We start from the raw sequence: 22,549 nt of genomic DNA, 5'->3' as shown, positions 1-22,549 counted from the left end.
ATTCACTTCAGCAGGTTTATTGCTGTTCCGATGTCTGGAGCTTTACAAGACTGCGACCAGGTGCCGGGCGCGAACGTCGAGGACCTTTTCCGGGACATGCCGTGAATCCATCCATGGAGGCTCTTCAAAAACGTCCCTGTTTTTGAAGGTCCCGGAAATGTCCTCACCTTACGCGCCGGAGCTTCGGTGCCATTCTCGTCTATGATCCTAGATAGGTCGTAACGCCCGGAAGCTAGAGATAACTTTCAACCACAAACCGGACAATCCGGGTCCCGGGCCAGCTTCATCTCCCGCCATTCCATCTGCCAGGCATCCAGAATCAGAAGACGACCAACCAGTGGTCGCCCCTTGCCGGAAATCACCTTGATAGCCTCCATGGCCTGGGTGGCACCGATCATACCCACCAGCGGACCGATCACCCCGGCCTCTGAACAGGTCAGATCCTCATTGCCCTGCTCCGGATACAGACAGTGATAACAGGGACTGGTCTCGTCCCGGGAATCGAAAACGGAAATCTGCCCCTCGCCCCGAATGGCCGCACCGGAGACCAGCGGAACCCGGGCAGCAACACAGGCCCGGTTCAGGGCGAACCGGGTGTTGAAATTGTCCGTGCAGTCCAACACCAGATCCACACCGGCAACCACGTCAGACAGAAGCTTACCGTCCAGTCGCTCCATCCGGGCCGTTACGGAAATTTCCGGGTTAATGGCCTTGACCCGCTCGGCCAATGCCTCGGCCTTGGGTCGGCCAACCGAAGCCTGATCAAACGCAATCTGCCGCTGGAGATTGGCCAGTTCCACCTCATCGTCATCCGCCAGCACCAGCTCGCCTACCCCGGCCGCGCCCAGGTAGAGCGCCACCGGGCAACCCAGGCCGCCACTGCCGACCACCAGTACCCGGGCCTTCTTCAGGGCCAGCTGACCTTCCACGTCGAAGCGAGGCAGCAACAACTGACGGCTGTATCGGAGGAGTTCATTGTCGTTAAGCATTTGCAAAACCCTTGGTTAGCCAGGATCCTGGCCCTTCGACAGGCTCAGGGCGGACGGGAAAACGCAACTGCTCGAAGGCCCGTTCGCCCTGAGCCTGTCGAAGGGCCCTTTGCACCCGCAAAGTCTCGAAGAGCCGTGGATTCCGTGGCAGAAAACGCTACCCCCAGCGCCCCAATGTCAGCCGATCGTTGCCCCCATAATCCTTCCGGGTCTCGATAGCGGAGTAGCCGGCGGAGCGGAACAATGACCTTACCGCTTCACCCTGATTGTAGCCATGCTCCAGCACCAACCAGCCCCCGGGCGTAAGCCAGCGCTGACTTTCGTTGACCAGGTGGCGGATGGCATCCAGGCCATCCGGGCCGGAGACCAGGGCTGTGCCAGGCTCATGGCGCACATCCCCCTCGGACAGATGGTGGTCGCCGGCCTCTATATAAGGAGGGTTCGAGATGATTAGATCGAACTGCTGCTGCGTCACCTGATCAAACCAGTGGCTGCGGATCACGGTCAGGGGCAGACCGCATCGCTCGGCGTTACGACGGGCGAGCGCCACGGCATCCGGTACCAGGTCTGTGGCCAGCACCTGCCAGTACGGCCGCTCGCTGAGCAGGGCCAGGGCAATAGCGCCGGTGCCCGTGCCCAGGTCGATCACCCGGGCGTGCTCCGGCAATGGAAGCGCCAGCGCTGCCTCCACCAGGCACTCGGTGTCCGGTCGGGGAATGAGGGTATCGGGCGTGACCTCCAGGGTCAGCGTCCAGAAATCCTGGCGGCCCAGGATATGGGCGATGGGCTCGCCCGCTGCCCGCCGCCCCACCAGATGATGAAACTGTTCGGCCTGTGCATGGGTCAGGGCCGCCTCAGGGAACGCGCGAAAGCGGGTGCGAGACCAGCCGGTGACCTGGGCCAGCAGCAGTTCTGCATCCAGGCGCGGCGAATCGCTTGCAAGCCTGGCGCAGGCCCCGGTCAGGGCCTGCTCGCAGGTCAGTAACGGTTCACTCATCCGACAGGCTGGCCAGCAGGTCGGCCTGGTGTTCCTGCTGCAGTGGCACAATAACCGGGTCAAGGTCGCCGGCAATCACCTCGTCCAGCTTGTACAAGGTGAGATTGATACGGTGGTCGGTAACCCGGCCCTGGGGAAAGTTGTAGGTGCGAATGCGTTCAGAGCGGTCGCCGCTGCCTACCAGGCTCTTGCGTGCGGCCGCCTGGGACTGTGCCTGCTTTTCCGTCTCGATATTCTTGAGCCGGGACTGCAGGAAACTCATGGCCTTGGCCCGGTTCTTGTGCTGGGAGCGCTCTTCCTGGCACTCCACCACGATACCGGTGGGAATATGCGTGATGCGGATGGCCGAGTCAGTCTTGTTGACGTGCTGGCCACCCGCCCCGGAGGAACGGAAGGTATCCACCCGCAGATCCGCCTTGTTGATCTCGATGGCCTCGGCCTCATCCGCTTCCGGCATCACCGCCACGGTGCAGGCGGAGGTGTGGATACGGCCCTGGGACTCGGTCTCCGGCACCCGCTGTACCCGGTGGGCGCCGGATTCGAACTTCAGTGCGCCGTACACGCCGTCACCGCTGACGCGGCTGATAATTTCCTTGTAACCGCCGTGCTCCCCGTCACTGGCGCTGATCACCTCGATCTGCCAGCGGCGGGTTTCCGCATAGCGGCTGTACATGCGGAACAGGTCGCCGGCAAACAGGGCGGCCTCATCGCCGCCGGTGCCCGCGCGGATTTCCAGGAACACGTTCTTGCTGTCGTCCGGGTCTTTGGGCAGCATCAGGCGCTGGAGCTCTTCGTCCAGTTCATCACGCTTCCGGCGGGCAGAAACCATCTCCTCCTCCGCCATCTCGCGCATGTCTGCATCCCCTTCCCGGGCCAGCTCCTCTGCCGTGGCCAGGTCGTCCAGGGTGCGGCGCCAGGCCCGGAAACACTGAACGACGGGCTCGATTTCGGCAAATTCCTTCGACAGCTCGCGGAACTGCTTCTGGTCAGCAATCACGCCCGGATCCCCCAGCAACGCGCTGACTTCCTCGAAGCGGTCTACCAGTTGCTCGAGGCGGGCCTGAATGGATGGTTTCATGATTTTTCCAGTGTGATGGGAACGTCCTGCGGGTCCAGGGCCTCGAGTTGGTGCAGCTCGCGCAGCCACTCGGCCACTTCCGGACGACCTTCAGCGGAGGCCTTGCGCACCTGCACCGAGGGTTCATGCAATAACTTGTTGGTCAGTCCCCGGGCCATACTGCGAAGTACAGTCTCGGGATCGTTGCCGTTGTTCAGTGCCCTGAGCGCCTTGGCCACTTCCTGGTCCCGGAGGGTCTCAGCCCGCTCGCGGTATTGCTTGAGGGTGGATACCGCATCCAGTGCACGGATCTGGCTGAGAAAATCCTGGGTGCCGGCAACAATGAGGTTTTCCGCCTCCCGTGCAGCACCTTCCCGGGAGCGCAGGTTTTCCTCGATTACCTGACGCAGGTCGTCGACGGTGTAAAGGTAGACATCATCCAGTCGGGCCACCTCCGGCTCGATGTCCCGGGGCACTGCAATATCCACCATGAAATAGGGTCGATGCTTGCGCTTCTTCAACGCCCGCTCGACAGCACCCTTGCCAAGAATGGGCAGAGGGCTGGCCGTGGAGGAGATGATGATATCCACATCTTTCAGGTACTCCGGAATATCCGAAAGCACTATGCCCTGCCCACCGTGGGCCTGCGCCAGGGCCTGGGCCCGTTCCACGGTACGGTTGGCAACGACAAAATCCCGGACCCCGGCTTCCGACAGATGCCGGGCCACCAGTTCAATGGTCTTGCCAGCACCGATCAGCAATGCCCGGTTACGGGACAGGTCAGAGAAGATATGGTGCGCCATGTTGACCGCGGCATAGGCTACGGAAACCGGGTTCTCACCAATCGCGGTTTCGGTACGCACCCGCTTGGCCACCGAAAACGTATGCTCGAACAGACGGGAGAGAAAGGAGCCACTGGCGCCCTGCTCCCGGGCCAGTGCGTAGGCGTCCTTCAGCTGCCCAAGAATCTGCGGCTCACCCAGCACCATGGAGTCCAGACCTGCAGCTACCCGCATCATATGCCGGACCGCTTCGCTGTCCCGGTAAATGTATATGGAGTTTTCCAGGTCGGCCGGTGCCAGTTCGTGGAAGCCCGCCAACCACCGCAAAACCGTCGGGGCACAGTCATCGTCACCGGCCAGGTACAGCTCGGTACGGTTACAGGTGGAAAGAATAGCCGCCTCACTGGCACCCGTTGCCATCCGTATTTCACGGAATGCCTCAGGCATACGCTCCGGCGTGAAGGCCACTCGCTCACGGATTTCCAGCGGCGCCGTGCGATGGTTAATACCCAGTGTGATTAATGCCATAGTGAACGAGCAGACTCCGAAGCCGGTCCCGAAGAAAAGGGCGGACTTGACGATTATGAAGGGCATTTTACCGGCGCAACTGCCCGTCTGCCACCCGCCAATGGAGGTATCCCCCTGAAAATACCGCCCCGTAGGGGTAATCCGCGGGCCTGCAGCGAGACATGATGTCCAGTGTGAACAGGTGACTTGGGCCGGACCCGGCCTTGTGCCATCATAGCTCATCGACGGCCTTGCCCTTTACCCCAGGAAGCCCAATGCCAAGAAAAACCCTGTACCTCGCTATCAGCCTTCTTGCCTTCACCGGCTGCGCCAGCATGGACGCGCGGGACCCGGAACCGGAATCCGGCCCGTCACAGCAGGAGCCAGCAGTCACCATAGAGCAGATAGAGCAACCGAACGAATCGGCACCTGTTGCCGCACGCGAATTCCGGCCAGAGGAGCTCTACCTTCTGTTGACGGGAGAGATCGCCGCACAACGGGGCCGTTACGAGGTCACCCTGGCCAACTATGTGGAGGCGGCCCGACAGTCCGGCGATACCGGGGTTATCCGGCGGGCATTACTGATTGCCGAGTCACTGAACAGCCCGGGTGCTGTTCGCACCCTCACCGAAACCTGGATTGAAGTCGCTCCCCGGAGTGAGGAAGCGCGCCGGGCCGCCGCCATCCAGGCCCTGCGGGACGGCGACCTGAGCACTACCCTGGACCACCTGGAGCAGATCCTCCAGATGGGCGGCGACGCGGATTTCGACGGCCTCGCCTCCATGGCACCGCGGTTGCAGCCGGACCAGCAACAGGAACTGGAGCGACTTTTCGGCGAGCTGCAGAAACGGCATCCGGATAATGCCGAGATCCGATACAGCACCGCCCTGCTGCAGAACCTCACCGGCGCACCGGAACAGGCACTGGAAACGCTGGCGCCCCTTATGGAGGACGAGCAGAACGAATTCCAGCCCGCCATCGTACTCCGGGGAGAACTGCTGTACGAACTGGGGCGCACCAGGGATGCCCTGCAACACTTACAGACCAGCTCCCGGCGTTACCCGGACAACCGGCAGCTTGGTACTCTCTATGCCAGAATTCTGGTCAGTGAAAATGAAATGCGCGCCGCTCAGGACGAGTTCAGTCGCCTGGTGGAGCAGTTCCCCAATGAGCACGGCCTGCGCCTGTCCCGGGCACTGGTCGCCATAGAGAACGACGAGCTGGAACAGGCCCGCCGGGACCTCCGCCATCTGATCAACATTGGCCAGCAAACCAACCAGGCTCACTACTACCTGGGACAGATCGCCGAAAAACAGAACAACCCGGACCAGGCCATCACCTGGTACGAGCAGGTCACCGAGGGCAGCCACTACTACCCCGCCCTGAGCCGGGCTGCGGAGTTGCGGGCCGAGGCTGGCGACCTGGAGTCCGCCCGTGAGCAGCTGCGGGGCGTGCGGGAGGCCAACCCCGAAGGCGTCGAAAGCTTGTGGCTGATCGAGGTAAATCTCCTGCAGAGCCAGAACCTGCACGAGCAGGCTGTGGCCACGGCCACCGAGGCCCTCAAGTCCCACTCCGAGGATCAGAGCCTGCTCTACGCCCGGTCCATGAGTCATGAACAGCTCGGCCAGATTGACCAGGCCCTGGCCGACCTGCGCACCATGATAGAGCTGGAACCGGAGAATCCCACGGCCCTGAACGCCCTCGGATACGTGATGACAGTCCATACCGACCAGTTGGAAGAAGCACAGGGCCATATCGAACAGGCCCTGGCCATGGACCCGGACAATCCGGCCATTCTCGACAGCATGGGTTGGGTACTCTTTCGCCAGGGGGATAAGGAAGGCGCACTGGACTACCTGCGCCGGGCCTACGAAATATACCCGGACCCGGAGATTGCGGCCCATTATGGTGAAGTCCTCTGGTCACTGGATCAGAGGGCCCAGGCCCGGGTGATCTGGGAACGGGCCGAGGACGAAAACCCGGACCACGAACTGCTGCAGGAAACCCTTCAACGACTCGGTGTAGACGACCTGTGAATTTTTTCCGTATCAGCATCTTCAAGCCGCTTGTAGCCCTGGCCATTGCCCTATCGTTGGGAGCCTGCGCCACCATTGAACAGCAACCCCTCCCTGAGGGGCTCAGCGAACAGCCACCCGCCGACTGGTCCGAGCGACAGCGTACGCTGCAGGACTTCAACCACTGGGTGCTGACCGGAAAACTTGCCGTTCGCCAGCCCGGTGACAGCGGTTCTGCGGTGATCAATCGCTGGACCCAGAGCAATGAGCACTATCAGCTTGCCCTGTCATCAAGCTTTCTCGGCATGGGGAGCACCCGACTTGAAGGCACCCCCGGCTTTATCGAGCTGGAACTGCCTGACGGTGAAACCTACGCTTCGTCGGACCCGCAGGGGCTGATCTATGCGGCGACCGGCTGGGAACTGCCCATCGAGGCACTGGTCTGGTGGGTCCGGGGCTTGCCGGCACCGGAGGGCGACTTCAGGCTGGCGTTTGACCGCGACGGCCGGCTCGCCCAGGTGGAGCAGAAAGGCTGGACTATCCGGTACGAGCGCTGGCGCGGGTTTATTGATGACCAGCCTGACCTGCCAGCACGGCTGACTGCCCGCAAGGGTGACAAGCTGGTACGGCTGGTGGTTTCATCCTGGCAGCCGGACTCAGCTGACTGACCATGCCTGATCGCAACCACCCTCACATCACGCTGCCCTCCCCGGCCAAGCTCAACCTTTTCCTGCATATTACCGGGCGTCGCGCCGATGGTTATCACGAGCTGCAGACCCTGTTCCAGTTCCTGGACTATGGCGACACCCTCACCTTTCACCTGAGGGACGATGGCCTCATCAGGCTCAGCCCGGAGCTGTCAGGGGTGCCGACGGAGCAGAACCTGATTGTCCGGGCGGCCCGATGCCTTCAGGAAGCCACCGGGACAGCAAAGGGGGCCGACATCCATCTGCACAAGAAACTCCCCATGGGCGGCGGTCTCGGTGGCGGCAGCTCCAACGCGGCGACAACCCTGGTGGGCCTCAACTACCTGTGGCAAACCGGCCTGTCGGAAGACCAGCTCGCGGAACTGGGGCTTGCCCTGGGTGCCGATGTGCCGGTTTTCGTGCGCGGGCGGGCCGCCCTGGGCGAAGGCGTGGGCGAGAAACTGACCCCCGCCAACCCGCCGGAGGACTGGTTTATCGTTGTTAAACCGCCGGTTGAAATCAGCACCGCTGAAATTTTTTCAGATCCAGGGTTGACAAGGAACACCCCCCGAATCACAATAGCGCCCGCTTTTGAGGGAGACGCCTCAGGGTACCGAAACGATTGCGAGGATGTAGTTAAGCGACTGTATCCAGAGGTAAAAAACAGCCTGGACTGGCTGAGCAAATTCGGACCCGCAAGGTTAACCGGAACCGGGGCTTGCGTCTTTGGACGTTTCCCAACAGAAGCAGAAGCCCTGAAAGTCTGGGCAGAAAGACCCACCGGCATCACGGGGTTCGTAGCTAGAGGGGTGAACCATTCACCACTTCACACAAAGCTGACAGAGCTTAAATGATGCCGAGAAAGCAGCACGATACTGGGGTGTCGCCAAGTGGTAAGGCAACGGGTTTTGATCCCGTCATGCGCAGGTTCGAATCCTGCCACCCCAGCCACCTTTCTTCCTCTTCCTCTGAATCCAAAGCTGAATCACAGAAGGATACCGTCGTGTCCAAGTTGATGATTTTCGCCGGCAATGCCAATCCGGAACTGGCCAAGGCTATTGCCCAGAAACTTCATATTCCCATGGGACAGGCGACCGTAGGCCGCTTCAGTGACGGTGAGACCACCGTCGAGATCAATGAGAACGTCCGCGGTCACGACGTCTTTATTATCCAGCCCACCTGCTACCCCACCAACGACAATCTGATGGAGCTGATCGTGATGGCCGATGCCCTGCGTCGCGCGTCCGCCACACGTATCACCGCCGTTATCCCGTATTACGGGTATGCGCGCCAGGACCGTCGGGTACGCTCCACACGGGTAGCCATCAGCGCCAAGGTCGTGGCGGACATGATCTCCTCCATCGGTGTGGACCGGGTTTTGACCGTTGACCTGCACGCTGACCAGATTCAGGGGTTCTTCGACATTCCGGTGGACAACATTTACGCCACCCCGGTCATGCTCGAAGACATCGAGAAGCAGCGCTTCGAAAACTTTATTGTGGTCTCTCCGGACGTGGGCGGCGTGGTTCGCGCCCGGGCCGTCGCCAAGCGCCTGGACGACGCCGACCTGGCCATCATCGACAAGCGCCGTCCCAAGGCCAATGTTTCCCAGGTCATGCACATCATTGGTGATGTCAAAGACAAGACCTGCATCCTGGTGGACGACATCGTCGATACTGCCGGCACCCTTTGCAAGGCAGCCAACGCCCTGAAAGAGCATGGCGCCTCCAGGGTTATTGCGTATATCACTCACCCGGTGCTGTCCGGCCCCGCCATTGACAACATCAATGCATCACAACTGGACGAACTGGTGGTGTGCGACACCATCCCGCTGGGTGACAAGGCGAAGAACTGTGATAGAATCCGCCCCCTCGGAATGGCCGGGCTGCTCGCGGAGTCCATTCGCCGCGTAAGCAACGAAGAGTCCATCAGCGCCATGTTCGAGAACGTCTGAACCCGGGCGCACCTGGTAACAGCGATACCAGGCACGCAGAGAACAGACGCCAAGAAATCCGGAACTGGAGCTCCGTTACCACGGTGCTCCAGTTCTGCTTTAAGCGCCGGCACAAAAACCGGCATTCACTGACATCACCATCGCAAGCCTGGTCGCGGGCCCGGTGGGTGATTCAACGAGGTAATAACCATGTCCAAGAAGGATTTCGTGATTGAAGCATTTCCTCGCGATGACCAGGGGAAAGGTGCGAGCCGCCGCCTGCGTCGCGAGGAGCGTAAGATTCCTGCCATCATCTATGGTGGTAACAAGGAAGCTACGCCCATCTCTATCTGGCACAACGAGCTGAAGAAAGACCTGGAAAACGAGGCCTTCTTCTCGCACATCCTGACCATCGACATTCAGGGCAAGAAAGAAAGCGTCATCCTGAAGGATCTGCAGCGTCACCCGTACAAGCCGATCCTGACCCACGCTGACTTCCAGCGCGTTGACAAGGACCACGAGATCCACGTCAACGTACCGCTGCACTTCCTGAACGAAGACAAGGCTCCGGTCGTCAAGCTGCAGGGTGGCGTCATCTCCCACCAGCTGAACGAAGTGGAAGTTATCTGTCTGCCCCAGGACCTGCCCGAGTTCATTGAAATCGACGTCATGGACCTGGAGCTGGATCAGGTACTGCACCTGAGCGACCTGAAGATGCCGAAAGGCGTTCGCTCCGCCGCCCTGCAACACGGCGAAGACCACGACCAGGCGGTCGTATCCGTTCACCTGCCCCGTGGCGCCAAGGTGGATGACGAAGCCGAAGAAGGCGGTGAGGAAGAAGGCGAAGACAAGGAGTAATCCCTGTCTAGGGTGTTGGCGTCTATGGCACAGGATATCGTCATGGTGGTGGGTCTCGGTAACCCCGGGGCCGACTACGAGCATACCCGCCATAACGCCGGCGCCCTGTTCGTCGAAGCGCTGGCCCGCGAAGCGGGCCAGACGCTACGCCCCGAAAAGAAATACCACGGTCTCTATGCCCGCATTCAGTGGCAGGGCCTGGACCTGCACCTGTTAAACCCCACCACGTTCATGAACCGCAGCGGCCTGGCCATCAAGGCACTGGCGGATTTCTTCAAGATCTCCCCGGAACAGATCCTTGTCGCCCACGACGAACTGGACCTGCCACCCGGCACTGCCAAGCTCAAGAAAAGTGGCGGTCACGGCGGCCACAACGGCCTGCGGGATACCATTGCCCACCTGGGCACCAAAGACTTCCAGCGACTGCGAATCGGCATCGGCCATCCCGGCGACAGCCGCCAGGTTACAGGCTATGTACTAGGCCGGCTTGGCAAGCAGGAAACCGAACAGCTCAACGCGGTCATTGGTGAAATACTCCGGGTCTTACCGGACGCCGCCAGCGGCAAGCTGCCAGCAGCCATGAACCGCCTGCACAGCTTCAAACCGGCACCCTGAATACTCCGTCAGCCATCCGGCCTGACCGAGACAAGCCCTTACTCGCACCTGTACCCGTACACCGGTATAATTCGCGCAAATTTCCGGGCGCCCGTCCCTGCCTGTAGCGGCAATCATCAGACGGCCCCCTTTACGATCAGCAGAGGCATACATGGGATTCAATTGCGGCATTGTCGGCCTGCCCAACGTCGGCAAATCCACGCTATTCAATGCACTGACCAAAGCGGAAATCGGCGCGGAGAACTTCCCGTTCTGCACCATTGAACCCAACGCCGGCGTGGTGCCCATGCCGGACCCGCGTCTGAACAAACTGGCGGAGATCGTAAAACCCCAGAAGGTGATCCCCACCACCATGGAATTCGTGGATATTGCGGGCCTGGTGGAAGGCGCCTCCAAGGGGGAAGGCCTGGGCAACCAGTTCCTGGCCAACATCCGCCAGACCGACGCCATTGCCCACGTGGTGCGCTGCTTCGAGGATGAGAACGTCATCCACGTGGCCAACAAGATTGACCCGGCTGCCGACATCGAGATCATCAACACCGAGCTGGCCCTGGCTGACCTGGATACCGTCGAGAAGGCCATCAAGCGCGTCCAGCGGGTCGCCAAGAGTGGCGACAAGACCGCCAAGGCCCAGCTGGACATGTTCGAGCAGCTACTGCCGGTGCTGAACGAAGGAAAGCCGGTGCGCAGCATGAACCTGGACAACGACCAGATGGCACTGATCCGTGAGCTGTGCCTGCTGACCGTCAAGCCCACCATGTACATCGCCAACGTCAGCGAGGACGGGTTCGAGAATAACCCGCACCTGGACCAGGTGATGGCCATCGCCGCCGAAGAGAACGCTGTTGTGGTCCCCATCTGCAACAAGATCGAGGCCGAGATCGCCGAACTGGAAGACGACGAGAAGTCCATGTTCCTGGACGAGATGGGCATGGAAGAACCCGGCCTGGACCGGGTCATCCGCGCCGGCTACAAACTGCTGGGCCTGCAGACCTACTTCACCGCAGGGGTAAAGGAGGTCCGCGCCTGGACCGTCCGCATCGGCGCTACGGCCCCGCAGGCGGCGGCTGTGATCCACACGGACTTCGAGCGCGGCTTTATCCGTGCCGAAGTCGTGGCCTATGACGACTTCGTCCAGTACAACGGCGAACAGGGCGCCAAGGATGCCGGCAAGTGGCGCCTGGAAGGCAAGGAGTACATTGTCCAGGACGGCGATATCATCCATTTCCGTTTCAATGTGTAAACACTGAAAAAAATCCGGGGGTAAGCCTTGACAGATAACCCCCGAATACTGAAAATACGCGCCTCGTTTGGAGCGCAAATCCAGACGAAATGGCAAGGTAGCTCAGTTGGTTAGAGCACAGCACTCATAATGCTGGGGTCGGCGGTTCGACTCCGCCCCTTGCTACCAGAATTTAAAAAGGGTCCTCGCGTAAGCGTGGGCCCTTTTTTAATTCTGGCTGATAATGAGTCGAACCGACGAAGGCGGTGCGACCGGAGCACGCAACGCGTGCGGAGGAACGTCGGAGCAACGCGACGACGGCCCGGAGGGTGAGGCCGCAGGCCGAATACTCCGCCCCTTGCTACCAGGATTCAGAAAGCCTGGCTCGAAAGAGTCAGGCTTTTTTCGTTCCTGCCTGGACATTTCGGGGGCTGGCCCGGGGGCACGGGCGGCCCTTTCTTCGCCGCAATTCACGGCCCGTCCCTGGACCGGCCTTGCTCCGCGCCATCCCTGGCGCTGCTGCGAAAGGGCCGCCCGTGCCCCCGGTCCGTCATACTACCTACCGCGCCTGAACGAACCCATTTGAGCATGACAAAGCTCTCTTCAATTACTGATAAGCCTATAACCGCTAGAACTATGCGGCTGGTGTGTCGCCTGTGGCATACTCCCCGTGCTGAAACCCACAAAGAATAATCCACCAGCAAGGAACCGACTCATGAAACCGGAAACTCTGGCGCTGCATGCCGGCTTTAGCGGCGATCCGACCACCAAGGCGGCTACTACGCCCATCTACCAGACCACCTCTTACACCTTCGACGACACCCAGCACGGTGCGGACCTGTTTGACCTGAAGGTGCAGGGCAACATCTATACCCGCATCATGAACCCCACCAACGGGGTGCTGGAAGAGCGCATGGCGCAGCTGGAAGGCGGTGTTGGCGCTCTGGCCGTGGCGTCCGGCATGGCGGCCATTACCTATGCCCTGCAGACCATCTGCACTGTGGGTAACAACATCGTCAGTACCGCCCAGCTTTACGGCGGCACCTACAACCTGTTTGCCCACTCCCTGCCCAATCAGGGTATCAGCTGCCGCATGGTTGCCCATGACGATTACGATGCCATCGAACAGGCCATCGACGACCAGACCCGCGCCCTGTTCTGCGAGTCCATTGGTAACCCTGCGGGCAACGTGGTGGACATCCAGAAATGGGCCGAGATCGCCCACAAGCATGGCATTCCGCTGATTGTTGATAACACCGTAGCCACGCCGTTCCTCTGCCGCCCGTTCGAGCATGGGGCAGATATTGTGGTGCACTCCCTGACCAAGTACATCGGCGGCCATGGCACCACCGTGGCGGGTGTGGTGGTGGATTCCGGCAAGTTTGACTGGAAGGCCAGTGCCGACAAGTTCCCCATGCTGAACAAGCCGGACCCCTCATACCATGGCGTGGTCTACACCGAGGCCCTCGGCCCCGCAGCGTTTATTGGCCGCTGTCGGGTGGTGCCGCTGCGTAACACGGGCAGCGCCCTGTCGCCGTTCAATGCGTTCCTGATCATGCAAGGACTGGAAACCCTCGCCCTGCGTATGGAACGCCACTGCGAGAACGCCGAAAAGGTCGCCCAGTACCTGGAAGATCATCCGCAGGTCGAGTGGGTCAACTATGCGGCTCTGCCCGGCAGTCCCTACAAGGCCACCTGCGACAAGATCTGTGGCGGCAAGGCTTCCGGTATCCTGAGCTTCGGCATCAAGGGTGGCCGTGACGCCGGCGCGAAGTTTATCGACGCCCTGCAGCTGATCTACCGCCTGGTGAACATTGGCGATGCCAAGTCCCTGGCCTGCCACCCGGCCACCACCACCCACCGTCAGCTGAACGCGGATGAACTGCGCAGCGCCGGTGTCAGCGAGGACCTGGTGCGACTGTCCATTGGCATTGAGCATGTGGACGACATCATTGCCGATATTGACCAGGCCCTGAAAGCCGCCAGTTAATATTGTCGCAATAACGAAAAAGGGGGAGGCCTATCGGCCTCCCCCTTTTTTGTGAGCGGCAGACAGTCAGCTTTCACGCTCTTCCTGCCAGGTTTTCAGTAGCTCGTCATAGGGCACGGTTTCACCCTGAGGCTTCTCGTTATCCAGCTTCGGCTTGGGCGCGCCGGGCTGATCCAGCCAATACTGGGCTTCTCTGGGCTCGTTCAGCTTCGGACCGCAGGTTTCCATAACATTGGCCCGCTCCAGGCGCATCATGATGCGGTCCTGGGCTTCCGCCAGACCGTCCAGTGCTTCCTGGGGGCTTGCTTCGCCACTTGCGGCCTGGGAAATGTACTGCCACCACAGCTGGGCCAGTTTCGGATAGTCGGGCACGTTGGTGCCGGTGGGGCTCCACTGGACCCGGGCGGGGCTGCGATAGAACTCCACCAGGCCACCCAGGCGCGGCGCCGCCTCGGTCATGGCATCCGACTCGATGTCCGACTCCCGGATCGGTGTCAGGCCCTTGAGGGTTTTTTCCAGGGAGACGGTCTTGGCAACAGTGAACTGTGCATACAGCCAGGCGGCCAGCCGACGTTCTTCGGGGGTGGAGTCAAAGAAGGTCCAGGAGCCCACGTCCTGGTACCCCAGCTTCATGCCCTCTTCCCAGTAGGGACCGTGGGGCGAGGGTGCCATCCGCCATTTCGGGGTGCCGTCCTCGTTCACCACCGGTAACCCCTCCTCCACCATGCTGGCGGTAAAGGCCGTATACCAGAAGATCTGCTGGGCAACGTTACCCTGGGCGGGTACCGGACCAGCCTCCGAGAAGGTCATGCCCTGGGCTTCCGACGGAGCGTACTTCTTCATCCAGTCCAGATACTTGGTGGTGGCGTAGACTGCCGCCGGGCCATTGACAGCACCTCCGCGGGTGACGCTGGAGCCGACCGGATGGCAATCCTCCACTCGAATGCCCCACTCGTCCACCGGCAAGCCATTGGGCAGGCCCTTGTCGCCGGCACCGGCCATGGAGAACCAGGCGTCGGTGAAACGCCAGCCCAGCGACGGATCTTTCTTGCCATAGTCCATATGACCATAGACCCGCTTGCCGTCGATCTCTTTCACATGCTCGGTGAAGAACTCGGCGATATCTTCATAGGCGGACCAGTTCACCGGTACCCCCAGCGCATAGCCGTAGATCTCCTGGAATTGTTCCTTGAGATCTTCCCGTTCGAACCAGTCAGCACGGAACCAGTATAGGTTGGCGAACTGCTGGGTCGGCAACTGATATAGCTTGCCATCCGGTGCGGTGGTGAAATCCAGGCCGATAAAATCATCCAGGTCCAGGGTGGGCAGGGTCAGATCCTTCGCCTCGTTCTCCATCATGTCAGAGATGGGCACCACCTTGCCGTAACGCCAGTGGGTACCGATCAGGTCAGAGTCGTTGATATAGCCGTCGTAGATGTTGCGGCCCGACTGCATCTGGGTCTGCAACTTCTCGATAACGTCGCCTTCCTGGATCAGGGTGTGGGTCAGGTTGATACCGGTGATTTCCCGGAAGGCCTCGGCCAGCCTGCTGGCCTCATACTCATGGGTGGCAATGGTCTCGGAGACCACGTTGATGTCCATGTCCCGGAACTGCTCCGCCGCCCTGGCGAACCACAGCAGCTCCTCCAGCCGCTCCTCTTCGCTCAGGGTGGACGTGGAGAACTCCTTGGCCCACTTGCGGGCGGCATCTTCGTACTGGTCTGCGTGGGCCAGCGAGACAGGGCCTGCTACCAGTGCGGTCAGTACCGCGCCCAGCAGCAGCGTTGATTGCTTGTTGTTATTGAACATATCCAACCTCGTCTATTCGTGTAAGAGTCGAGTCAAAACTGCGGACTGACCGTTGTTATTGCCCCGGGCCGACCAATGGTCTGACCGGGTCCTGCTCTTACATCGGGGAAGCCGGCTCCGCCGGTTCCCGTTACCCTGGTTACTCGATCGTTCCTTATAGGCACACCCTCCCTTTCGCTTGTTCCTTCAGCCCCAGCGCAGCAGTATCAGCAGCCAGAGCACCGAAACAGCCAGCGCAATCCAGAGCGACAGCTCAGTCAGACCCAGGAATGCCAGGTGAATATAGGCGGCGGACAAAAGCCCGATAAACAATCGATCCCCCCGGGTGGTGACAATTGGAAGGAAACCCCGTCGCTCAATGCACGGGGACGCCAGCTCCCATACCGACATGACCACGAGGATGCAGGCGATTACCGCGAAGAAAATGGCAACCGGTTGGGTCCAGTTCATCCAGTCCAGCATCAGGTTCCCTCCCCTTATACACGCCCCAGGGCAAAGCCCCGGGCCACGTGGTTGCGAACGAACCAGACCACCAGTACCCCGGGCAGGATGGTCAGCACCCCGGCCGCCGCCAGCACACCCCAGTCAATGCCACTGGCCCCAATGGTCCGGGTCATGATGGCGGCGATAGGCTGGGCATCAACCGATGTCAGTGTCCTGGCCAGCAGTAGCTCGACCCAGGAAAACATGAAGATAAAGAACGCGGTCACGCCGATGCCGGAGCGGATCATGGGCATGAAGATCTTCACGAAGAACCGGGGAAAGCTGTAGCCGTCGATATAGGCCATCTCGTCATATTCCCGGGGTACTCCGGACATGAAGCCCTCCAGGATCCATACCGCCAGGGGCACATTGAACAGGCAGTGGGCCAGGGCCACGGCAATATGGGTATCGAACAGTCCAATGGACGAGTACAGCTGGAAGAAGGGCAGCAGGAACACCGCTGGCGGTGCCATGCGGTTGCTCAACAGCCAGAAGAACAGGTGCTTGTCCCCCAGGAACCGGTACCGACTGAACGCATAGGCCGCCGGCAAGGCCACGGTCAGGGTGATGGCCATGTTCATCATCACGTAGGTCATGGAGTTGATATAGCCGGAGTACCAGCTGGAATCGGTAAAGATCACCACATAGTTGTCAAAGGTGAAGTTCTGCGGCCACAGGGTGAGCCCGCTGAGGATCTCCCGGTTGGTCTTGAACGACATGTTCAGCAACCAGTAAATGGGTGTCAGTAGCAAGATGATGAAAACTGTGATGCCAATGCCCTTGGAGCGGGACCTTTCACGCATCGCCATGGGTTAACGCTCCTTGTCCATATGGGTGATCGCAGTAAAGAACAGCCAGGACACCAGCAGAACGATCAGGAAGTACACCAGTGAGAAGGCCGCCGCCCGCCCCAGGTCGAATTGCCCCACCGCCATGGTGGTCAGGGTCTGGCTGAGGAAGGTGGTGGAACTCCCCGGCCCACCGCCGGTGAGCACAAACGGCTCGGTATAGATCATGAAGCTGTCCATGAACCGCAGCAGTACAGCGATCACCAACACGTTTTTCAGGCGGGGCAACTGGATATAGCGGAACACCGCCCAGCGGGAAGCACGGTCAATTTCCGCCGCCTGGTAGAACGCCTCGGGAATGGCACGCAGGCCGGAATAGCACAGCAGTGCCACCAGCGGCGTCCAGTGCCACACGTCCATCAGCAGCACCGTCAGCCAGGCATCCACTGGATCACCGGTATAGTTATAGTTGAATCCCAGCTGGTTGAGTCCCCAGCCAAACAGGCCGATGTCGCCACGGGCGAAGATCTGCCAGATGGTGCCCACCACGTTCCAGGGAATCAGCAACGGAATCGCCAGCAGGATCAGGCAGAGGGACGCGCGTACGCCCCCCTTCGGCATCATCAGTGCTATGCCGATACCCAGGGGAATCTCGATGACCAGCACCGCCGCCGAGAATCCGAACTGCCGCAGCAGCGACGACTGAAGCCGCTGGTCCCGGAGCACATCCTGGAACCACTCTGTCCCCACCCAGTAAGCGCTGCCGGGGCCGAAAATATCCTGCACCGAATAGTTCACCACGGTCATCAGTGGCACCAGGGCGGAAAAGGCCACCAGCAGCAGTACCGGCAGCACCAGCCACCAGGCGCGGTTGTCCGGGATCTTTCTCATGGTGCCTCCTCCACCAGGTATTCATCCACGTAGAGCTTCAGCCAGCGGGCCGGAAAGTGCAGATGCACCTCCTGTTCCCGTTGCACCCGGGTATCTTCGGGAACCCGGACCTTGATGCTCTGCCCCTCCAGCCGCGCGGTGACAATCTGATAGGTACCCAGGTCCTCCACGTCCTCCACAACTGCCGGGCAGCTATCCGGGGCCGGCTCTGTGAGCTTGATAAATTCCGGCCGGATACCCAGACGCAGGTTGTCAGAGTCTGTTTCCGCCAGCCGCTTCACCAGACCTTCCGATAGCGGAAAGCGCGTGGCGCCGAACTGCACCCCGCCCTCGCAGCGGGCGACGTCCATCAGGTTCATGCCAGGGCTGCCGATAAAGAACCCCACGAAGGTATGGTTAGGGTTCTCGAACAGTTCCGTTGGGGTGCCGAACTGCACGATGCGTCCCTCGTACATCACCGCGATCCGGTCAGCGAAGGTGGAGGCCTCCAGCTGGTCGTGGGTGACGTAGATCATGGTGATATCGAACTGTTCATGAATCTGTTTGAGCTTGCGGCGCAGCTTCCATTTCAGTTGCGGGTCGATCACCGTCAGGGGCTCGTCGAACAGAATCGCGGAGACGTCCTCTCTCACAAGCCCGCGCCCCATGGACACCTTCTGTTTCTCGTCCGCCGTCAGGTTACGGGCCTTGCGACGCAACAGGGGCTCCAGCTCCAATACCTCTGCGATCTCGTTGACCCGCTCCCGGATCCTGGCACCGGGCAGACCGCTGTTACGCAGGGGGAAGGCCAGGTTGTCGTACACGGTCATGGAGTCGTACACCACCGGGAACTGGAACACCTGGGCGATGTTGCGCTCCCGGGGAGAAAGATGGTTAACCGGCTCGCCATCGAACAGCACCTGGCCTTCCGAAGGCGCCAGCAGACCGGATATGATGTTGAGCATGGTGCTCTTGCCGCATCCCGAAGGGCCCAGCAGCGCATAGGCCCCACCCCTCTCCCAGATATGGTCCAGTTGACGGATGGCATAGTCACCCGGCCCTGCGGGGTGTTTCTCGTAACTGTGGGCCATGGCCCTCAGGGTAATTTCAGCCATGGCCACCTCCGGTGTCCACCGGGGTGTGGACCAGGGCCTGGTGCTGGTCGAAGACGAACAGCCGGTTCATGGGCAGGTAGATTTTTACAGGGTCGCCGGGTTCGCTGGCGTGCACTCCCAGTTCCTGAACCACCACGTCAAAATCACTGTTCCCCGCGTGCAGGAATGTCTCGGATCCGCTGATTTCCGCCAGCTCCACTTCCATCTCCAGGGCCAGGTCGTGCTTTCCTGTCGGTGACAGGCCCACGTGGCTGGGACGAATGCCGAACAGATATTCTCCCTCCGCCAGGTCACCAAGCTCCCGGGTCAGCCTGTGGCTAGTGCGTTCTCCAAAGATGACCGAATTCTGGCTGACCCGCCCCGGCAACAGGTTCATGGGGGGTTCGCTGAACAGTTCCGCAGCCAGCGTATTCACCGGCCGCCGGTAGACTTCGGCGACAGGACCGCTTTGCACCACCCGGCCCTCATGGAGAAGCGTGGTTGTGCCCCCCAGAGCCAGGGCCTCGTTAGCCTCGGTAGTGGCGTAGACCGCGATACATTGCCGCTCCCGGAACAGCTGGCGAAGTTCGGAGCGCAGGTCCTCCCGCAGCTTGTAGTCCAGGTTGACCAGCGGCTCGTCGAACAGGATCAGTGTGGCGTCCTTCACCAGGGCACGGGCCATGGCGGTGCGCTGCTGCTGGCCACCGGAAAGCTCGAGGGGATAACGGGACAGGAGGTTCTCAATATGCAACATGGCGGCGGTCTCCTGCACCCGGCGGTCCAGCTCCTCCGGGTTCATTTTTGCCAGGCGCAGGGGCGTCGCGATGTTTTCGTAAACGGTAAGATCCGGGTAATTGATGAACTGCTGATAGACCATCGAGACATTGCGCTTGCGCACACTCTGGCCGGTCACATCCTCACCGTTGTAGAGAATGCGACCGCTGTCAGGTTTGTCCAGCCCCGCCATCAGGCGCATCAGCGAGGTTTTCCCCGCCAGGGTCCGTCCCAGCAGCACGTTGAACGACCCGGCCTCAAAGGTCAGGTCGGCATCACGGATGAAATCCACGCCATCCACGGCACGGGAGACGTTCTCCAGTTGCAGCGACATCCGGTTTCCTTCTTGTTTTTGGGCAGGGCGGCATCGGGCCTGCCCTGCTGTCCCTGTGAAACAACCTCCTATGTTTCTAGTACAGGGCCCGGATGTTCGCAAACAACCATGATGATTTTCGCAATTTGTTAACGAAAATATCAGTAGCACTGCCTGAGCTCCCCAACCGACTGAAAATCCACAAGCTGGGCGTCATTGGTTTATACTGCAGCGGGCATTACCCTTTTCGCTGACGAACATCGGGAGCACCCATGCCACAAACCCGCCGACAGGAGCAGATCCTGGAGCTGATCCAGCAACAGGGATTTGCCACCACGGAACAGCTGGTGGACCACTTCCAGGTCACTGCGCAAACCATCCGCCGGGACCTGAACGAACTGGCCAGCCAGAACCGGGTGCGCCGGCATCATGGCGGCGCCGGCATTGACTCCAGCACGGTGAACACCGCCTACCAGGCCCGCAAGATCATGGAACTGGAGGCCAAGGAGCGCATAGCCTCTGCACTGGTAGAGATGATTCCGGACAACGCCTCGCTATTCATCAACATCGGCACCACCACCGAAACCATCGCCCGGGCCTTGCTGGTGAAAAACAATCTGCGGGTGGTAACCAACAACCTGCATGTGGCGTCGATTCTTTCCGTCAGGGAAGATTTCACCATAATCATTGCCGGTGGCGAGGTACGTAACCGGGACGGCGGCATTGTGGGAGAGGCAACCCGCGACTTTATCAACCAGTTTCGCATGGACTTCGGCATTATCGGCATCAGTGGCATTCACGGTGATGGCTCACTGCTGGATTTCGACTACCGCGAGGTGCGGGTTGCCCAGGCCATTATCAGCAACTCCAGCCAGGTATTACTGGCAGCAGACCACACCAAGTTCGGCCGCAATGCCATGGTCCGGCTGGGCAATATCACCCAGGCCAACCATGTCTTTACCGACCAGTCTCCTCCTGAAGAGATCTGCCACCTGCTGGCCGAGCACCAGGTCAGCCTGCACGTGGTCTGAGGCGACTCCGCCAGCATAGGTAGTTTCGTTTATTTTCGATATTTTCCTTTACGAATATCCCAGGCTTTTCCATACTCGTCCCATCGGTGCACATGCAGAACGACAGGAAGGGCAAGATGACCGGCAAACCGGAGAGTTATGACGTGGTCGTGGTGGGCGGCGGCGTGAACGGCACAGGGATCGCCATGGACGCCGCTGGCCGGGGCCTCAGCGTACTGCTTTGTGAGATGAACGACCTGGCGTCGGCCACCTCCAGCCGCAGCAGCAAATTGATTCACGGCGGCCTGCGTTACCTGGAACACTACGAATTCCGGCTAGTGCGCCAGGCCCTGGCCGAACGGGAAGCCTTGTTGGCCAATGCGCCCCATATTATGTGGCCGATGCGTTTTCGACTGCCCCACCAGCCCCATCTGCGCCCCGCATGGATGATCCGCGCCGGCCTTTTCCTGTATGACCATCTGGCCAAGCGTGAACTGCTGCCAGGCTCCCGGTCGATCACCTTTACGCCCGGCGACCCGCTGAAACCGGAAATCACCCGGGGGTTCGAATATTCCGACGGCTGGGTGGACGATGCCAGGCTGGTGGTACTTACAGCCCGCAAGGCAGAGCAGCTCGGCGCCCGCGTCCACACCCGGACCCGCTGCGTGCGGGCTGAACGCGGGACCGATCACTGGCAGGTCACCCTGCTGGATACCCGTACGGGTGATTCCCGGGTGGTTCGCACCCGGGCACTGGTCAACGCCGCCGGACCCTGGGTCAGCAGCCTGTTCGACAGCACCCTGAACCAGACAGCCCCCCGCATGATCCGCATGGTCAAGGGCAGCCATATCGTGGTACCCCGGCTCAACCGGGACGATGAGGCCTATATCCTGCAGAACGAGGACGAACGGATTGTCTTCGTGATTCCCTACGAAGATCATTTTTCCCTCGTGGGCACCACGGATGTGGACTATGAAGGCAATCCGTCGGAAGCCACTATTTCCGACGAGGAAACCCGCTACCTGCTGGATATCGTCAATCATTATTTCCGCCACCAGCTGACGCCGGAGGATGTGGTCTGGTCCTACTCCGGGGTACGACCTCTGATGGACGACGAGGAAGAAAGCGCCCAGAAGGCCTCACGGGATTATTCCTTCGAGGTGGACGCACCGGGCGGGAAAACACCGCTGTTATCCGTCTTCGGTGGCAAACTGACCACCTTCCGCAAGCTGGCCGAGGCGGCCACGGACCGTCTCTGCCAGTATTTCCCCGAGGCGCGCGGACACTGGACCCGAGATGCGGTCTTGCCCGGCGGCGACTTCCAGAGCCAGCCACGCCTGCAGGAAGCCCTCTGCAAGCACTACCCCTGGTTGCCCGGACTGCTGGCTTCCCGGATGGTACGCAGTTACGGCACGGACAGTTACCGCCTGCTCGCTGACAGCACCTGTCTGGACGACCTCGGCAGGCATTTTCTGGGCACCCTGTACGAACGGGAGGTGAGCTACCTGGTAAACGAGGAGTGGGCCGTCAGCGCAGACGATATTCTCTGGCGCCGCACGAAACAGGGCCTCTACGCCACCCCGGAGCAGATCGACAACCTGGAACGCTGGCTCCGGAGCGGTATTGCACAACGACAGGAACAACCCTGTCCTTCGGGCCAGGAACCCGTTTGACCACGACGAAAGTGGCACCGGGATTTCCCCTATGCTGCTTGTATCAACGGAGCCGGGGCCTTACTCTTTACGTACCCGCATACA

Annotated in this window: 20 protein-coding genes and 2 tRNA genes; 12 read left to right on the top strand and 10 right to left on the bottom strand. The window is 60.6% G+C overall.

Translation table 11 applies throughout. The features are described from left to right. Positions 1-245 precede the first annotated feature (245 nt). The 4 genes from ACESMZ_RS05890 to hemA form a co-directional block, all read right to left on the bottom strand. Entirely contained in the window at positions 246-989 is a 744-nt protein-coding gene (locus tag ACESMZ_RS05890) for a HesA/MoeB/ThiF family protein (RefSeq protein ID WP_372955921.1), read from the bottom strand. Positions 990-1,146: 157 nt separating this feature from the next. After that, the gene (prmC, locus tag ACESMZ_RS05885; protein WP_372955920.1) at positions 1,147-1,986 is read right to left on the bottom strand and encodes a peptide chain release factor N(5)-glutamine methyltransferase; all 840 of its coding nucleotides are present in this window, start codon (positions 1,984-1,986) and stop codon (positions 1,147-1,149) included. Then, positions 1,979-3,064, bottom strand: a complete 1,086-nt coding sequence (gene prfA / locus ACESMZ_RS05880) for a peptide chain release factor 1 (RefSeq protein ID WP_372972327.1) — start codon at positions 3,062-3,064, stop codon at positions 1,979-1,981. Before prfA ends, prmC begins: the two co-directional genes overlap by 8 nt. Continuing rightward, positions 3,061-4,353, bottom strand: coding sequence for a glutamyl-tRNA reductase (hemA, locus tag ACESMZ_RS05875; RefSeq protein WP_372972326.1), 1,293 nt, complete (start codon positions 4,351-4,353; stop codon positions 3,061-3,063). The genes prfA and hemA overlap by 4 nt, the downstream gene beginning before the upstream one ends. Positions 4,354-4,607: 254 nt before the next feature. Between hemA and ACESMZ_RS05870 the strand changes: the two genes are divergently transcribed. The 10 genes from ACESMZ_RS05870 to ACESMZ_RS05825 all read left to right on the top strand — a co-directional run bounded on the left by ACESMZ_RS05870 (position 4,608) and on the right by ACESMZ_RS05825 (position 13,651). Then, on the top strand, positions 4,608-6,368 hold the full coding sequence (locus tag ACESMZ_RS05870; RefSeq protein WP_372955917.1) for a tetratricopeptide repeat protein: 1,761 nt from the start codon (positions 4,608-4,610) through the stop codon (positions 6,366-6,368). Continuing rightward, a complete protein-coding gene (gene lolB, locus ACESMZ_RS05865) occupies positions 6,365-7,015 on the top strand; it encodes a lipoprotein insertase outer membrane protein LolB (RefSeq protein WP_372955916.1) in 651 nt (216 codons plus the stop codon). Before ACESMZ_RS05870 ends, lolB begins: the two co-directional genes overlap by 4 nt. A 2-nt stretch (positions 7,016-7,017) precedes the next feature. Continuing rightward, on the top strand, positions 7,018-7,887 hold the full coding sequence (ispE, locus tag ACESMZ_RS05860; RefSeq protein WP_372955915.1) for a 4-(cytidine 5'-diphospho)-2-C-methyl-D-erythritol kinase: 870 nt from the start codon (positions 7,018-7,020) through the stop codon (positions 7,885-7,887). A gap of 22 nt (positions 7,888-7,909) precedes the next feature. Then, positions 7,910-7,984: transfer RNA gene (locus tag ACESMZ_RS05855), tRNA-Gln, on the top strand. A gap of 52 nt (positions 7,985-8,036) precedes the next feature. Next, a complete protein-coding gene (locus ACESMZ_RS05850) occupies positions 8,037-8,987 on the top strand; it encodes a ribose-phosphate diphosphokinase (RefSeq protein ID WP_091849287.1) in 951 nt (316 codons plus the stop codon). 189 nt (positions 8,988-9,176) lie between these two features. Further along, on the top strand, positions 9,177-9,824 hold the full coding sequence (locus ACESMZ_RS05845; RefSeq protein WP_372955914.1) for a 50S ribosomal protein L25/general stress protein Ctc: 648 nt from the start codon (positions 9,177-9,179) through the stop codon (positions 9,822-9,824). 24 nt (positions 9,825-9,848) lie between these two features. After that, on the top strand, positions 9,849-10,439 hold the full coding sequence (pth, locus tag ACESMZ_RS05840) for an aminoacyl-tRNA hydrolase (RefSeq protein WP_372955913.1): 591 nt from the start codon (positions 9,849-9,851) through the stop codon (positions 10,437-10,439). Positions 10,440-10,590: 151 nt separating this feature from the next. Further along, entirely contained in the window at positions 10,591-11,682 is a 1,092-nt protein-coding gene (gene ychF / locus ACESMZ_RS05835) for a redox-regulated ATPase YchF (protein WP_372955912.1), read from the top strand. Between the two features lie 91 nt (positions 11,683-11,773). Beyond that, positions 11,774-11,850: transfer RNA gene (locus ACESMZ_RS05830), tRNA-Met, on the top strand. Positions 11,851-12,376: 526 nt separating this feature from the next. Next, on the top strand, positions 12,377-13,651 hold the full coding sequence (locus ACESMZ_RS05825) for a bifunctional O-acetylhomoserine aminocarboxypropyltransferase/cysteine synthase (RefSeq protein ID WP_372972325.1): 1,275 nt from the start codon (positions 12,377-12,379) through the stop codon (positions 13,649-13,651). A 66-nt stretch (positions 13,652-13,717) separates the two neighbouring features. Here ACESMZ_RS05825 and ACESMZ_RS05820 read toward each other — a convergent pair whose 3' ends face one another. From ACESMZ_RS05820 to ACESMZ_RS05795, 6 genes are all read right to left on the bottom strand, one after another. Further along, complete coding sequence (locus ACESMZ_RS05820; RefSeq protein ID WP_372972324.1) at positions 13,718-15,460, bottom strand: ABC transporter substrate-binding protein; 1,743 nt, start codon at positions 15,458-15,460, stop codon at positions 13,718-13,720. A gap of 186 nt (positions 15,461-15,646) precedes the next feature. Beyond that, the gene (locus ACESMZ_RS05815) at positions 15,647-15,922 is read right to left on the bottom strand and encodes a DUF2160 domain-containing protein (protein WP_372955909.1); all 276 of its coding nucleotides are present in this window, start codon (positions 15,920-15,922) and stop codon (positions 15,647-15,649) included. Between the two features lie 14 nt (positions 15,923-15,936). After that, on the bottom strand, positions 15,937-16,746 hold the full coding sequence (locus ACESMZ_RS05810; RefSeq protein ID WP_372956047.1) for a carbohydrate ABC transporter permease: 810 nt from the start codon (positions 16,744-16,746) through the stop codon (positions 15,937-15,939). Positions 16,747-16,755: 9 nt separating this feature from the next. Then, entirely contained in the window at positions 16,756-17,622 is an 867-nt protein-coding gene (locus tag ACESMZ_RS05805; RefSeq protein ID WP_372955908.1) for a carbohydrate ABC transporter permease, read from the bottom strand. Next, positions 17,619-18,716 carry an ABC transporter ATP-binding protein gene (locus ACESMZ_RS05800; RefSeq protein WP_372955907.1) on the bottom strand — a complete coding sequence of 366 codons (1,098 nt, stop codon included), beginning with the start codon at positions 18,714-18,716 and terminating at the stop codon, positions 17,619-17,621. The genes ACESMZ_RS05805 and ACESMZ_RS05800 overlap by 4 nt, the downstream gene beginning before the upstream one ends. Next, positions 18,709-19,803, bottom strand: coding sequence for an ABC transporter ATP-binding protein (locus ACESMZ_RS05795; protein ID WP_372955906.1), 1,095 nt, complete (start codon positions 19,801-19,803; stop codon positions 18,709-18,711). Before ACESMZ_RS05795 ends, ACESMZ_RS05800 begins: the two co-directional genes overlap by 8 nt. 251 nt (positions 19,804-20,054) lie before the next feature. On the opposite strand from ACESMZ_RS05795, the gene ACESMZ_RS05790 reads away from it, so the two are divergent. Together ACESMZ_RS05790 and glpD are read left to right on the top strand one after the other, a co-directional pair. Beyond that, positions 20,055-20,813, top strand: coding sequence for a DeoR/GlpR family transcriptional regulator (locus tag ACESMZ_RS05790; protein ID WP_372955905.1), 759 nt, complete (start codon positions 20,055-20,057; stop codon positions 20,811-20,813). A 116-nt stretch (positions 20,814-20,929) separates the two neighbouring features. Then, positions 20,930-22,465: a glycerol-3-phosphate dehydrogenase gene (glpD, locus tag ACESMZ_RS05785; protein ID WP_372955904.1), complete on the top strand. Its 1,536-nt coding sequence runs from the start codon at positions 20,930-20,932 to the stop codon at positions 22,463-22,465. Positions 22,466-22,549 lie beyond the last annotated feature (84 nt).

Origin of the sequence: Marinobacter sp. (assembly GCF_041690615.1) — a bacterium.
GTDB lineage: Bacteria > Pseudomonadota > Gammaproteobacteria > Pseudomonadales > Oleiphilaceae > Marinobacter.
Note: the sequence above shows the minus strand (reverse complement) of the source record. Positions and strands in the feature narration are given on the sequence as shown.

Coding starts and splice junctions, on each gene's coding strand:
- ACESMZ_RS05805 (WP_372955908.1), bottom strand. CDS start 17,622: ATGAGAAAGATCCCGGACAACCGCGCCTGGTGGCTGGTGCTGCCGGTA.
- prfA (WP_372972327.1), bottom strand. CDS start 3,064: ATGAAACCATCCATTCAGGCCCGCCTCGAGCAACTGGTAGACCGCTTC.
- ACESMZ_RS05815 (WP_372955909.1), bottom strand. CDS start 15,922: ATGCTGGACTGGATGAACTGGACCCAACCGGTTGCCATTTTCTTCGCG.
- ACESMZ_RS05800 (WP_372955907.1), bottom strand. CDS start 18,716: ATGGCTGAAATTACCCTGAGGGCCATGGCCCACAGTTACGAGAAACAC.
- ACESMZ_RS05790 (WP_372955905.1), top strand. CDS start 20,055: ATGCCACAAACCCGCCGACAGGAGCAGATCCTGGAGCTGATCCAGCAA.
- glpD (WP_372955904.1), top strand. CDS start 20,930: ATGACCGGCAAACCGGAGAGTTATGACGTGGTCGTGGTGGGCGGCGGC.
- ACESMZ_RS05870 (WP_372955917.1), top strand. CDS start 4,608: ATGCCAAGAAAAACCCTGTACCTCGCTATCAGCCTTCTTGCCTTCACC.
- ACESMZ_RS05825 (WP_372972325.1), top strand. CDS start 12,377: ATGAAACCGGAAACTCTGGCGCTGCATGCCGGCTTTAGCGGCGATCCG.
- ACESMZ_RS05795 (WP_372955906.1), bottom strand. CDS start 19,803: ATGTCGCTGCAACTGGAGAACGTCTCCCGTGCCGTGGATGGCGTGGAT.
- ispE (WP_372955915.1), top strand. CDS start 7,018: ATGCCTGATCGCAACCACCCTCACATCACGCTGCCCTCCCCGGCCAAG.
- ACESMZ_RS05845 (WP_372955914.1), top strand. CDS start 9,177: ATGTCCAAGAAGGATTTCGTGATTGAAGCATTTCCTCGCGATGACCAG.
- prmC (WP_372955920.1), bottom strand. CDS start 1,986: ATGAGTGAACCGTTACTGACCTGCGAGCAGGCCCTGACCGGGGCCTGC.
- pth (WP_372955913.1), top strand. CDS start 9,849: ATGGCACAGGATATCGTCATGGTGGTGGGTCTCGGTAACCCCGGGGCC.
- ACESMZ_RS05820 (WP_372972324.1), bottom strand. CDS start 15,460: ATGTTCAATAACAACAAGCAATCAACGCTGCTGCTGGGCGCGGTACTG.
- ACESMZ_RS05810 (WP_372956047.1), bottom strand. CDS start 16,746: ATGCGTGAAAGGTCCCGCTCCAAGGGCATTGGCATCACAGTTTTCATC.
- ychF (WP_372955912.1), top strand. CDS start 10,591: ATGGGATTCAATTGCGGCATTGTCGGCCTGCCCAACGTCGGCAAATCC.
- ACESMZ_RS05890 (WP_372955921.1), bottom strand. CDS start 989: ATGCTTAACGACAATGAACTCCTCCGATACAGCCGTCAGTTGTTGCTG.
- hemA (WP_372972326.1), bottom strand. CDS start 4,353: ATGGCATTAATCACACTGGGTATTAACCATCGCACGGCGCCGCTGGAA.